This is a genomic window from Kaistia sp. MMO-174 (assembly GCF_037147815.1).
GTDB lineage: Bacteria > Pseudomonadota > Alphaproteobacteria > Rhizobiales > Kaistiaceae > Kaistia > Kaistia nematophila.
This window is the reverse complement of sequence record NZ_JBBCUO010000011.1, coordinates 15803-28039: the sequence shown is the minus strand read 5'-3', so window position 1 is coordinate 28039 and position 12237 is coordinate 15803. Positions and strand designations below refer to the sequence as shown.

Genomic DNA, 12237 nt, shown 5'->3' with positions numbered 1-12237 from the left:
GCCCGTATAGCCTCGATCCGCCGTAAAGACAGGGCTGCCAGAGGCTGAGATATTGTATGCGTTCGCGACAAGGTTCTGGCGCGCAGCCTGTGCGTCTGCCGCTGCGAGGACGTAGAGCGCATCGAGCTTGGCCCAGACGCCTGCCGTCTTCAGCGAGACAATCAGGTCGTTGTAGAGCTTTTTCCGCGCGGTGGTCGGCTGGTTCGTCAGCCTCGCGAAGAACGCCAGCGCGTCGGGGTCATACGTCGGCCCCCGCCTTGCCAGCACGGGCACGCTCGTCAGTCCAATGCCGAGGGACAGCATGGCTTAGTACCAGCCAATGACGGTCGCGTCTGTGCCAGTGGCGAGAATGCGGACCCCGCGGAAGGGCAGGATCTGGCCGGCGGTGACTGGATAGGTAATGTCTACGCCCCCCTCGTCACGGATCGCCACCGTGGTGCCGGACGCGATGTAGAGCGCGCGGGGCTGGATCGAGAGGTCTGCCGTGTTGGATGGAGTAACGGCAAAGTGGCGGGTTCCGGGACCGCTGATCTGGAAGCCGTAGTTGGGGGACGGATTGGGCATCGTCTGCTCCTAAATGTTATGGTCGGGGCGTTAGTTCCTGGCGCCAGTCAGCTCGTACCAGCCTTCTCCCCAAAGGGTCGAAAGCCTCTCGAAGTAGCGCTCGTACTGAGCGCCGATCACGTCGAGCGAGTAGTGGTCGACGACGTGTTGCCGGATCGCGCGGCGATCGAGCTTGTGCGCGTTCTCCGCGGCTTCAATGAACTCCGCCAGCGACCGGCAGCGATAGCCCGTGACGCCGTGGATGTTGGTCTCGGTGAAGGCACCCCAGTCGGTCGTGATCACCGGCGTGCCGCAGGCCATGGCCTCGATAGCGACATTGCCGAAGGGCTCGATATAGGTCGTCGGGGCGAAGACGGCGGTGGCGCCGGCCATGAGGTTGCCGCGCTCCTCTGGGCCGACCACACCGACGAATTCGCCGTAGCCGTGCTGCTCACCTGGTCCAGCTAGGACGAGCCGCTTGCCTAGCCGCCGGCACACCTTTTGGGCCGTCGCATAGCCCTTCCGGTCGATCAGGCGGCCAATGAACAGGAAATAGTCGAGCGGGTTGTGGTCCGCATCGTGGGTGGCGAAGAACAGTCGTTTGCCGTGGTCGTCACCGGCCCAGTTCCTTGGCCCACTACGTCCGACGAGACCCGGCCGGCCATATTCAGGGATCGTCGTCGGAAACTCTGCCGGATCCAGATAGCCCGGGATCACCGCATCAAACCATGTGCCGTCGGCGCCGCACGGGTTGTTCATCGAACGCGCGCCATAGATCGTGTGCATCCAGGCGTAGCTCTCGAACACCTTGAACGGCAGGAAGCACCCGCCATAGCCGACGCCGATCTCGACGCAGAGATGCGCCGGAAAGGCATCGCTGACAGCCTTCTGGGCATAGCCGCCAATCAGGCAGATGAAATCGCGCGGCTGCGCTCGCGCCCGAATGCCCTCGATCGCGTTGGCGAGAAACACCGTCCACGCCGGGCTCATCGGCTCCCAGGGCGCTTCGGTATAGTGGCGGCCGCCGACATGGGCCGCCCTCGCCGCCTCGTCGATGCAGACCACATGCTCGGTCACCGGGGCCGTGTTCTGCTCGCCGGCATAGAGCACCACCTCGTGGCCGCGCTCGATCATCATCCGGCAGAAGTTCTTGACCTTCATGGTGAAGGCGCAGGCAGAGAACGCGTCCGTCACATGGGTGTGCGGGAGCGCGACGACGTGAAATCGCATGCGGGTCTCCAGAGATGGAAGGGGGGCGGTCAGGTGACGACGGCGCAGAAGCCCTGGTTGCCGCGGTTGCCCGTCGATGCGGTCTGGCCGATCGTCCGGGACGACAGAGTCGGGCCGTTCTGGATCTCGATCCAGGTCGGGAAATCGCTGTTGCCGTTCTCGTTGTAGCGGTCGCCGTAGGTCGGCAGCGTCCCCGTGATGCTGATCGTCAGTTCCATGAACAGACGGGCGAACAGGAAGGCTGCCGCGCTCGCAGGCGGGCCGAGCGTATCGCTCCTGGACCCATTGCCCGAGTTGATCGAGCCGAATTCATAGCTGGTGGCGATGCTGGTGATAGGCTTCGACGGCCGGATGATCCGGACCGACTTGAGGTTGCTCGACGAATTCATGCCCGTGAGCGCGGCGCCGATATCGCCGGAGGTCAGCACCTTATAGCTGATCATGACGCGACGAACGGTGCTGGGGCCGCCGGCTATATTGTTGACGGTCGTCGCCCCCGAGAACTCGACCGCGGTCGGCGTTCCCCCACTGCTGAACGCATACTGGCTGAAGACGGCAATGTCGCCGGCCTGCGCCGTCGCCGGGATAGTGATTGAGGAGGAGGTGCTGCTAGCCGTGATGGCCGTCATCAGTGTCAGCAGCATAGGTGCACCGGAGCCCGCCATCATCATACTGCTGGTAAAGCCCGGGATCATTATTTCCAGTCCTTGGAAAGAGCGATCCGGATGAAGCTCGACGAGACACAATCGTAGTCGAGGAAGTCCACCGCAGCAGCGGCGGTTGAAAGGGTGATAGTCGAGCCGGTAGCCGTCTTCAGATTGGACGAGAGCGCGAGCGTTCGACTGCCCGTGGCATCCTGGACAACTCGGATCCGGCCCTTCTTCCCGACAGTCGTATTTGTCGGGTTGCCGAGCGTGCGATTGCCGGCGAGCGTCACCGTGAAATCGACGCCGGCCGACATGTCCCATGCGACAGTGGTGGCATCGGTCAAGCCGACTTCGGCCATACCGCCGGTCACAGAATCGGTGCCGACGACGTAGCCCGTAGTCATTGCTCGATACTGAGCAGCAGAAGCCGTCGGACCGGTTGGGCCGGTTGCACCCGTAGGGCCGGTCGGTCCTGTCGCGCCCGCTGGACCCTGGACCGTAGATGCCGCGCCAGTCGGCCCACTGGGCCCGGCAACGCCACTAGGCCCGGTTGCCCCAGTCGGTCCAGGTACAGACGAGGGCGTGCCGCTGGCACCCGTCGGGCCAGTCGCGCCGACGCCACCGCTCGGACCAGTCGCACCTGTAGGGCCCGGAACCGTAGATGCCGCGCCGCTGGGACCTGTGGCGCCTGACGGCCCAGTCGGACCCGTCGCACCCGTTGCGCCCGCCTGTCCGGCGGCACCCGACGGCACCCACATCCATTCGGCGCTTCCAACATCCGCGCCCGGCGGTTCGTTGCCGGTGTTGGAATCGATGAGCGAGACGAAGGTGCGGTTGTTGAAGGTGATGTAGTCGCCCGTGGAGTAGGACGTGCCGATGTCCCATTCGCCGCGAGGCGTCAGGCCATCGCCGATGGGACCGGACGGCCCTGTCGCGCCCGTGGGGCCGGTGGCTCCCGTCGCCCCCTCACCACCGCTCAGACCTGTGGGGCCATCGGCGCCCGTGGGGCCAGTCGCCCCGGTCGGCCCAGGCACGGTGGAAGCTGCCCCCGACGGACCCGTGGCGCCCGTTGGACCGCGCGCGCCGGACGGTCCCGTAGCGCCGACCTGCCCAGCAGCACCAGATGGGACCCACATCCAGTTGCTGTCGCCGACATCGCCGTTCGGGGGCTCGTTTCCGACGTTGCCGGCAGTCAGCGAGACGAAGGTTCGAGACAAGTAGATGATGTAGTCGCCGACGGCATAGACGGTCGTATTGTCCCACGAACCGCGAGGACGAAGTCCCTCACCTGCTACGCCGCTGGCACCAGGAGCGCCAGACGGACCGGTGGCACCAACGGGGCCCTGCGCCGCGATCTGACCGGCGGGCGCCTGCTTCGTGACGCCGCCCTGGACGACAGCAACGAGTTCGTCACCGGCAAGCGGGAGCGACGCCGCGGGGAGCAGCGAGATCTTCTTATCGGTCATGGTAGGATCACGGCTCCCAGAAGATGCCAGAAGAGGTTTCCTGCAGGACCTTGCCGCCGCTTTCCTGCAGAACGTATTTGCTCAGGCCATCCGCCCAGAGCTCCGGCGCCTCATCGACCGCGACCATCTTGTAGATGATGTCGGTCGAGGGCTGCATTTCGCTGACGATGACGCGCTTGTAGACGCGGTCGTGGTCACCAACGACGACCAGGCACCCAGCCATGATCTCTGGGATCTCGGTGGGGTCGAACACGGACCCAGGTGCATAGAGATCCGCAAGCGGGCTGGCGAAGATGACCAGGTCGGTCTCTTCATCCGAGGATGACGAGGTCAGATGAGTGGTGATCCAGCCATTGGAGCGCCGGATCGCAACGGCCGTCCGCAGCCCGACCGTGTGCATGTCGACGACGGCATGCATGTCCGCCACCGCGTGCATGTCCGGCGTGTTCAGGATTGGCGCGACCGAGTCCAGCCGAATGCCGGTGATCAGGTGGGTATCCGGGTCAATCAGAACTTCCTTGATGCGAGCCCGACCGGTGTGGCGCGCCAGCGTGTCGTGCTCGATCGCCACGAGCGAACCGCGTCGGCAGACGATGGCCTCGGCCGGCGCCTCCCAGGAGTAGAACGTCGCTCGCTTCTCGGCCTGGGCGAGATCGAAGCGAGCCCGCGTGATGACCTTCGCCTCTTCGTCGAGGCCGCCATAGGATACGCCTTCGAGCTTCCCGTCCTCGCCGCCGTCATACCCATCGCGGAAGACCACCACTTCCTCGGTGTTGTAGTCGGCGGTCTTGTCCCTGAAGTTGACGCGGAAGCCGTCGGGCAGCTTCGGGAAGGCCTTGTTGAACGAGAAGCCTCTGGCGTTTCGGGGCGAGAACACCTGAACTACCGGCTCCTGCGAGCGGTCATAGTCCTGCACCACGCTCCAGAGATCCGACTGGTAGGGCTTCGCATAGCCACACGAGGCGATGAGCGCCCGCACGTCATCAATCGATTGGTCGACGATGATCTCGTTGCATGTGTAGCCCGCGTCGATGCAGCGCTGCCGCCACTCGATCATCTCCTCGAGGTCGAGGAGGTCTTGCGGCAGCGGATCGACGTTCTGACGACCGATGTGCACATCCACGAAATGCGGCGCCGGGTTCGAGGTGGTCACCCACTTACTGAACTTGCCCGTCACCGCGTCGTAGTCCCGCACATAGCCGGATGCCAGGCAGGAGACGTTGTTGATCTGGGCGTTTCGGGCCCGGATGGCGATCGTGGCGAAGCCGGGCGTCGGCAGGATCGGGGCGTTGTAGACCGACGTCGTGAACTGGTGGACGATCTGCTCGCCCTTGTTCTCACGGGACTCCGCGATGGTTCCATTGTCCGTGAACCAGAAGAAATCGGTCACGGCCGATTTGAACTGGTAGCTGGATTTGCTGAAGTCGCCGGCCTTGTACGAAAAGCCCCGCTTCATCTGGATATCGTAGATGCCACGCGGGAACGCGGCACTCGTCAGGTGCATGACGATGCGGTTGTCGTAGGCGAAGACGTGCCGGATGTTCGACGTGCTTTCGGTCCCTCGGTAGAGGTAGTCATTGCCGCTGCCGGCGGAGAAATAGCTGTCGGCCTGGTTGGCCGAGGTGACCGGTACGGCGGTCTGCCCAGGGGTATATTTCGCGACGAAATAGACACCATTCTTGCTCGGGACCGTTGGGACGTCGGTCGGCTCCGCCATGTCCCATTTCAACTGCAGCTCGTTTTTGAATGGCGAGATCGACTGCGCCGAGATGTGGAACTCCGGCAGGTTGCGCCACTGGGTCGTCCCGCGGAGACGGATGCGGGTGCGGATCGGGATAACGAGTTGATCCTCGGTCGTCCGATAGCCCATCGCCGGAAGCGAGAAGCGGCACCAGACCTCATCCGGGCTACGGCGGGTCGGCACGCCATGCCACTTCGGCACGTTCTCCGACGGATTCACCCGGTTGAGCAGTTGCGCCATATCCTCGGGGTCGACGGTGTGCGCCGAGAGCTCGAACTGAGCACCGGTCTGCCGGCCGTAGCGGTTCACCAGGTCGATCGGCTGGTCGTCCTGCCAGCCTTCCCGGTACTGGATCTGGATGTCCGAGTTAGCCTCGAACGGCGCCTCGTCGATCCGGAGATCCTCGATCTTGTGCGGGCCGTTCAGCGCGAACACGGCCTCAACGATGTCATCCCGATTCTCGATCGAGATCACCGGCTGGCCGACAAGCTTGGGGTAGACCTTGGTGGTCCCAATCACCCGGTCGATGGATCCACCAGGCTCCGCCGCGCTGTTTCCAGACGCACTGGCAGAGCGGTTGTCGTCGCCATTGGAATCGGCACTCGTGTCGCCCGCCTTCGTCACCGGGGCGCTCGTGAGGGCGCTGATCGCGAGCGAGCCGGCGAGACCGACAGCACCGGCAAGAAGGGACGCGCCGATCGTCCCTGCTCCCAATGACGCAATGCCGAACGCCGCCCCGAGGGCACCCGACGCGATACCCCCGGTGACGACAGTCAGAGCCAGAGCAGCAACGAGCCCGATGATCTGCTTGGCGCCGCCACCGTCACCCCGGCTTTCATAAGCGATGTGGAACGTGACAGCGATCGGCCGCTCCGCGCTCGTCGCCTTGGGCCGCACCGAGCGCCAGAGAGCCTTGGGGACCAACTCGCCATTGATGCGGATCTGGCCGCGATCGACGAACTGCGACGGCAGACGAGCCGACAGGTCCGACACGATTTCGGAGACAGACAGCCCCTCGCGCAGAAAGAGCACGTCCGGCTTCTTGGCGCTGAAGGGCGTTGCCCAGACACACACTACAGGCATTTGTGCCGCCGAAATCCAATGATCCTGGAGGAGATGGAGAAGTGCGAGAGCGGCACGACGACGGATCGTGTGACCTTCTCGATGTGCAGCACATGACGGGCATCGGTGAGGATGCCGACATGGCCGGGTTCGCGCGAACGCCTGCGGAGCATCACGACGACATCGAAGGGCCGCAGATCTGGCGCGGCGACCTCCGCCCAAGGGACCGCCTCTGTGCTAGGCGCACCCAGAGCGTTGCTCACCCGAATCGCGTCTTCGGCCGATATGTCGGCATAGTCCGGCAGCTCGATCTGACGCTCGGCCTTCAGGACCAGCCGGACCAAGTCGTAGCAACGCATAGTCTCGGAAAATTCGAGACCGACGTACCTCGAGGACCAGTGCATCAGCGCCAGTGCTTGTCGTTGCGATAGTCGGCCGGGATCGGCGACTTGTCCTTCAGCCGGCGAGCCGCCAGCGTGAGGCGTGATTTGCGCTCGATGACCGCCCGGCCGAGCTCGATCATCTGTTCCGCGGAGAGCGAGACGATGTGATTGTCGAGCGTGATGCGGGGAAACGTGGCCTGTAGCCGGGCAACGGCGAGCCCGAAATCGTCCTGGATTGAGCCGTCGGTCACCTGGAACTGATTGCCCTCGAACTCGATCGAGAGCCCAATTCGGCAGTCGCGTTCCGCATTGACGTCACTCGCCTCGACAGGCGCGGCCGGCGGCGGGATCGCCTTCTCACCGTCCCATCCATGGCCGAGCACCATGGCAAACTGAGTGTCAGGCACCCACTCGCCATCTAGCGTCGCGATGAAATCCTCTGAGGCCTCAATGCGGGAGACCACGGTGCCGTTGATGATCTGGGCGTACGTCGTCATGCCACCACCCACACGCGGACTTCCCCGCGTGCCCCTGCCGCGCCACGGCCGCCACCGCCGGCTGGTGTAAAGCCGGCTTGGCCGCGGGCGCCACCGGCTCCTGCCATGACACTCGTGCCACCAGCTTCGGATGCCGATCCGGTTGCCCGCGCCCCGCCGCCACCGCCGCCCCCCCAATAGCTGTTTCCACCCGAGACAGCTCCACCAGTGGTCGCACCATTGTAGCCCCCTCCTCCTCCTCCTCCTTGGTAGCTTGGGTAGCCTGAGGTGTTAAAGTTGGAGCTTGCGGAGGTACTTGTGTACCCACCGCCTCCGCCGCCAGTGAAGTCCTCTGTCGCTCCCACGAAGCCGCCACCGGTGCCTCCAACCCGGAAATTACTGGCTGTGCTATCGCTTCCCGTGCTGCCAGCGGGGAAGGTCAGCAACGAACCGAACGACGAGTTGGTGCCGTTACTGTTCACCGCTCCGCCGGCACCAACGATGACAGAGACGCTGCTGCTGATCTGAGAAGCCCGGAACATCCGAGACATGTAGCCGCCACCACCTCCGCCACCGCCGTTCGTGCCGGAGTTGGTGCGGCCGCCGCCGCCACCGCCCCATCCCTCGACGAACACCCAGGCGTTGCCTGGCGTTCCGATTGGCTTTGCCCAGGTGCCCGAAGCGGTGAAGGCCTGGTAGTCGAGGATATTGGTGACGATCCGGGAATCGCCGATCGAGATAAAGGCTCCGTCGGAAAAGGTCAGAAGCTGGCGCGAGCCGGCAGGAAAGCGGCCGGAGGTAAGAGCAGCCCCAAGCAGGTCGACGACATTGGCCGCCGCCCCACCGTTGATAGCCAACGTCACAGCGCCCGTGTTCGACACGCTGACCGGCAGGACGAACAGCATGCCATTCGTCAGGCCCGAAATCGGGGCTGGATCGAGCGTGGCAGTGATGTCGTTCGCCGTCCCGCCGACGCCTGAGAGCTGAATATTCACGCCCTGGCTTAGCCGCGCGACCTTCGCCTGGACCGCGTCCATGTAGGCGTCACCAGTGACCGCTCCAGGCGTGCTGGAGTTGGGCAGGATCCAATCGGCCATCGAAACCTCAGATGAAGAGCGCCGGGCAGCGCGACTTGGTCGCTCGGATGCCGGGCCATGAGCGCTGGGAGTAGTTCCAGCTCGAAAGCGTGCCCGTCACTTCCATGACGTCCACGTCGACATTGGTCAGGTAGAGGTGCTTGGCCGAGTACTCGACGATGGCCGGAGCATCGATCTCGACCCGCGGAACCACGGTCTGGTCGAACTGCGAGGCGGCAATGACGTCGATCTGCACCCGGCAGGGTTTGGTCACCGCCTGGAGTGCGTGGCCGATCTTCTCGTCGACGTTCTGGACCTTGATCTGCGCCTGGGGCGGCGCGTCATCATCGCTGAGAAGCGAGGCGTCGAACCAGAAGCCGATGTAGCGATCACCGTTCCAGATGTAGTCGACGGAGTCCGAGACCACGCGGATGATATCGTTCACGTCCGGGTTGGTGATGGTCATGAAGACCAGCAGGGCCTCGCCGCTCTCCTGGCTGTCCAGTTCCCGCCGAAGGCTGGCGGATACGCTTCGCTGCTTCGCCATCAGGGAAGCCGATAGAGTTGGAAGGACAGGTCGTGATACTCCGCGCCAGGGTGCGGGCGTAGCTCGTACGTATCCTTCGTGAAGCGAAACGAGGCTGACGTACCCCGAATTGGATCGACCCACACAAACGGCAGGACGCCGTCATAGAGAGTGCTGCGATACCAGTCCTCGAACGTCTCTCTTTCGTCGTCTGTGATGCCGGTGAACTGGATGTTCAACATCGTCCCGGCTGCAGTCCCCCGGCGCCGATCGATAGTCGGGCCGATCTCTGGCTCGAACGTAATGCGGTTCGACTGGGGCGCCTCTGAGTACGAGGCGGCATCAGGGCTCTTGCGGTTTGCCAGGGGCCAAGTCGCAACCATCAGTTTCTCCTCGGCCGGCTGCCGAAGCGAGCGCGCTGCGGGTTGTCCATGCGACCACTCGCAATATTCTTGGACTGCTCATCACGGATGAAGAGTCGAAGCAGTTGCTCTCCGTTGGGGCCCGTTGAACGCTGCTGCTCAACCTCTGGCGAACCCGACGACCGCTGATCGACCACCTGCACGACCATATTATTGCCGTCACCGCCGCCCCTGGAGCTGCCGCGAGGAATGACGCGCTCACCACGTTGCAGTATCGCTGGCACCTCATCGGGCTTCAGCCCAGCAACGCCGCCGGAATGGTATCTCGGCGCATTGTTGAAGAGGGAGGACGACACCGTTCGAGATGACCCACCCATGCCCGCGATGCCGCCGGAATGGTAGAGCAGCCCCGTCGTCGTCGAGTAGCCGCTAGACGCAATCGCGCCGCCACCGCCTGAGATGATGCCGGATAGGTTGCTCCAGAGCCCGTTGAAAAGCTGGTCTGTGGCCATATCGACCAGCTTCTGCGTGATCGAGAGCGTTTGTTGCGGCGTCGGCCAGCGATGCCCACAGCCCCTTGCCGTCAGCAATCCCAGATCGAATGTCCTGGAAGAACCCCTTAAACGTGTCCTTGGCGAAGTCGTAAGCATCGCGAAGACGGCTCGTCTCCGCCTCCAAGGAGGCCATCGCAGCGGCCTTCTCCTTTAGGGTAGAGATCTGGTCCGGGTCCAGGTCAAGGCCGGCCTTGGTGGCTCGGTTCAGAAGCTCCTGCTCGTATCTCAGACGAGATGCGGCCTCTGCCGTCTGTCCCAGACCGGCCTGCTCGGCACGAAGAGAAGCGATACGAGCGTCTGCATCGCGAACGATATCATCGAACTTTTCGCCGTCCGTTTTGCCATGCCGCTTCTTTGTCTTCTCGTCGACGGTCGTGAGCCCAGCGGCAAGCTCCTTGAGCTTCGCAGTCGCGGCAGACGCTCCCTTTTCAATCCCGGCATAGATGCCGCCGATCGAGTCCTGCGACATGATCTGGTCAATGCTGGATTTATGGGATGCATTCGCAGCTGCTAGCCGGTCAGCAGCTGGGTTCGCCAGCCGATCCAACTGCAGACTATCCCCAACCTTAGCGACGTCGAGGCCTGGGATGGCGTTGATTTTGTCAATCAGCCAGTCGATGCCGGCGCCCGCGCCCGATATCAGCTTATTGATGCCGTCAATGGCGAGATTGACACCACCGATGACGGCGGCACCCATGATGTCGCCGAAGTTACCCCAGATGAACTTCAGATCCTCATAGGCGGCCCGGAAAGAGTTGAGGACGTAGTTCGCTGCCGTCTTCGCCACACCCACGATGTCGACGCCGAAGATCTGGGTCAGCTCGTCTCGGAAGATGTTCGCGGCGGCAACAGCGGCCACCACGCCGAGGATCAGTGCCGCAGCCGGGTTGGCTGCGGCCATAGCTGCCGCAGCAACTGTTGCGGTCACGGCAAGGCGCGCCATTAGAGCGATCAGCTGGACAACACCGGCGACCATCGCCGGGCCGTAGAGAAGTGCCAGGCCGGCAGCGGCAGCGACAGCATAGGGCGCGATCGGCTGAATGGCCGCCGCCAGCGTGCGAAGGACTGTCGAGCCCAGCTTGGCCCAGTCGACCATCTGCAAACCGGCGGCCGCGAGCGCCGTCAGTCCGATCACCAGAATGCTGACGGGCGAGAATACCGATGCGAACGCGGCAGCCAGACCCTTTAGTGGGCTCTCCATAGTGGAGATCACTGCGGCAAGCTGCGTGCCTTGCTGGAGGCCGATCTGCATGGCGCCCATGCCCGCCTGAGCAGAGACGGCAATGTCCTGGAACTGTGCTGCGATGTTGGCCGTGTTCAGGTTCGACGCCGCCTTCACATTCGAGTTGGCGGCGACTGCGTGGCCGCTCAGCGCCTTGGTGGCCTTTGCCGCCGCAGCCGCCTCACTGGTGAGGGCCCTTTCGAGCACTTCGGCCGATCCGGCAGCGCTAACCGCTGCGGCCCCTTCCTTGGTGATAGCTGTCGCTGCCTGCGTGACGGCGGCATCCAGCTTTCCGAACGTGACAGAAACGTTCGCGCCGGTCACGATCATCTGCTGGAGTTGACCGGTGGCTCGACCCGTGGTCGTGCCAAGATTGACGACACGGCTCTCAGCCGTCGAGACGCCCTTCCCCATCCCAAGGACGGCAGTCTCGACGCTCCGCACCGCGCGCTCGATGCTTGCCAGAGACGCCTCCAGACGGCTGAAAGCGTTCTTGAGAACGCTGGACGCACTCTCAGCCTTTTTCGCCGAGTTCGTCAGTTGGTCGAGGTCCCGGGCGCCTTGGGCAGCTTGAGAGCTGTCGACGTCGAACCCGAGAGAGGCAATGTTCGCCATGTCAGTTCCTGTTGGACGACCGCTCAGCCGCCTCCGCCCGCTCTCTGGCCACGGCGGCGAGGTAGGCGTCGTCCATAGATCGGATGATCCGGATCTCTTCGCGCCTCAGTATGTCGCCGGTGAGCGTCATCCAGTGCGCCATCTCCGTCATAGAGAGCGGCTCGGTCCCATTGAGACCCGCAGAGAGCCCCGCCCGCATGCTCCAAAACCAGCCGACGAGATACGCATAGTCTGGGTCCAGAGGGTCGGGCTCTTCCACTGGTAGTCCGAACCGAGCCAGCCGCTCTCGCCGGGTCTCGCCCGTATCGTCTGCGAAATCCAGCCGAACGTAAGC

13 protein-coding genes are annotated in these 12237 nt (G+C 63.8%); all 13 read right to left on the bottom strand.

Going from position 1 to position 12237, the window contains the following annotated elements; translation table 11 throughout:
* Positions 1–303 (bottom strand): hypothetical protein (locus tag WFK98_RS27025; RefSeq protein WP_336802489.1); only part of this gene is annotated, 303 nt, incomplete at its 3' end.
* 3 nt (positions 304–306) lie between these two features.
* Positions 307–564: a spike base protein, RCAP_Rcc01079 family gene (locus tag WFK98_RS27020; RefSeq protein ID WP_336802488.1), complete on the bottom strand. Its 258-nt coding sequence runs from the start codon at positions 562–564 to the stop codon at positions 307–309.
* A gap of 30 nt (positions 565–594) precedes the next feature.
* On the bottom strand, positions 595–1773 hold the full coding sequence (locus tag WFK98_RS27015; RefSeq protein WP_336802487.1) for a glycosyltransferase: 1179 nt from the start codon (positions 1771–1773) through the stop codon (positions 595–597).
* A 29-nt stretch (positions 1774–1802) separates the two neighbouring features.
* Positions 1803–2519 (bottom strand): hypothetical protein, encoded by a 717-nt coding sequence (locus WFK98_RS27010; protein WP_336802486.1) that lies wholly within the window; start codon positions 2517–2519, stop codon positions 1803–1805.
* Entirely contained in the window at positions 2468–2824 is a 357-nt protein-coding gene (locus tag WFK98_RS27005) for a hypothetical protein (RefSeq protein WP_336802485.1), read from the bottom strand. Before WFK98_RS27005 ends, WFK98_RS27010 begins: the two co-directional genes overlap by 52 nt.
* A gap of 1069 nt (positions 2825–3893) precedes the next feature.
* Positions 3894–6911 carry a hypothetical protein gene (locus WFK98_RS27000; protein WP_336802484.1) on the bottom strand — a complete coding sequence of 1006 codons (3018 nt, stop codon included), beginning with the start codon at positions 6909–6911 and terminating at the stop codon, positions 3894–3896.
* A 181-nt stretch (positions 6912–7092) separates the two neighbouring features.
* A complete protein-coding gene (locus tag WFK98_RS26995; protein WP_336802483.1) occupies positions 7093–7569 on the bottom strand; it encodes a DUF4376 domain-containing protein in 477 nt (158 codons plus the stop codon).
* The gene (locus WFK98_RS26990; protein WP_336802482.1) at positions 7566–8645 is read right to left on the bottom strand and encodes a glycine-rich domain-containing protein; all 1080 of its coding nucleotides are present in this window, start codon (positions 8643–8645) and stop codon (positions 7566–7568) included. Before WFK98_RS26990 ends, WFK98_RS26995 begins: the two co-directional genes overlap by 4 nt.
* Before the next feature lie 7 nt (positions 8646–8652).
* Positions 8653–9171 (bottom strand): DUF1833 family protein, encoded by a 519-nt coding sequence (locus WFK98_RS26985; RefSeq protein ID WP_336802481.1) that lies wholly within the window; start codon positions 9169–9171, stop codon positions 8653–8655.
* Positions 9171–9533, bottom strand: coding sequence for a hypothetical protein (locus WFK98_RS26980; protein ID WP_336802480.1), 363 nt, complete (start codon positions 9531–9533; stop codon positions 9171–9173). The genes WFK98_RS26985 and WFK98_RS26980 overlap by 1 nt, the downstream gene beginning before the upstream one ends.
* Positions 9533–10024: a hypothetical protein gene (locus WFK98_RS26975; RefSeq protein ID WP_336802479.1), complete on the bottom strand. Its 492-nt coding sequence runs from the start codon at positions 10022–10024 to the stop codon at positions 9533–9535. Before WFK98_RS26975 ends, WFK98_RS26980 begins: the two co-directional genes overlap by 1 nt.
* Positions 9942–11903 (bottom strand): phage tail length tape measure family protein, encoded by a 1962-nt coding sequence (locus tag WFK98_RS26970; protein WP_336802478.1) that lies wholly within the window; start codon positions 11901–11903, stop codon positions 9942–9944. Before WFK98_RS26970 ends, WFK98_RS26975 begins: the two co-directional genes overlap by 83 nt.
* Before the next feature lies 1 nt (position 11904).
* Positions 11905–12162 carry a phage tail assembly chaperone gene (locus WFK98_RS26965; protein ID WP_336802477.1) on the bottom strand — a complete coding sequence of 86 codons (258 nt, stop codon included), beginning with the start codon at positions 12160–12162 and terminating at the stop codon, positions 11905–11907.
* Between the last annotated feature and the right edge of the window lie 75 nt (positions 12163–12237).

Bases quoted from the DNA above. Each gene is read 5' to 3' on its own strand.
- WFK98_RS27020 (WP_336802488.1), bottom strand. From the start codon at position 564: ATGCCCAATCCGTCCCCCAACTACGGCTTCCAGATCAGCGGTCCCGGA.
- WFK98_RS27015 (WP_336802487.1), bottom strand. From the start codon at position 1,773: ATGCGATTTCACGTCGTCGCGCTCCCGCACACCCATGTGACGGACGCG.
- WFK98_RS27005 (WP_336802485.1), bottom strand. From the start codon at position 2,824: ATGACTACGGGCTACGTCGTCGGCACCGATTCTGTGACCGGCGGTATG.
- WFK98_RS26995 (WP_336802483.1), bottom strand. From the start codon at position 7,569: ATGACGACGTACGCCCAGATCATCAACGGCACCGTGGTCTCCCGCATT.
- WFK98_RS26990 (WP_336802482.1), bottom strand. From the start codon at position 8,645: ATGGCCGATTGGATCCTGCCCAACTCCAGCACGCCTGGAGCGGTCACT.
- WFK98_RS26985 (WP_336802481.1), bottom strand. From the start codon at position 9,171: ATGGCGAAGCAGCGAAGCGTATCCGCCAGCCTTCGGCGGGAACTGGAC.
- WFK98_RS26980 (WP_336802480.1), bottom strand. From the start codon at position 9,533: ATGGTTGCGACTTGGCCCCTGGCAAACCGCAAGAGCCCTGATGCCGCC.
- WFK98_RS26975 (WP_336802479.1), bottom strand. From the start codon at position 10,024: ATGGCCACAGACCAGCTTTTCAACGGGCTCTGGAGCAACCTATCCGGC.
- WFK98_RS26970 (WP_336802478.1), bottom strand. From the start codon at position 11,903: ATGGCGAACATTGCCTCTCTCGGGTTCGACGTCGACAGCTCTCAAGCT.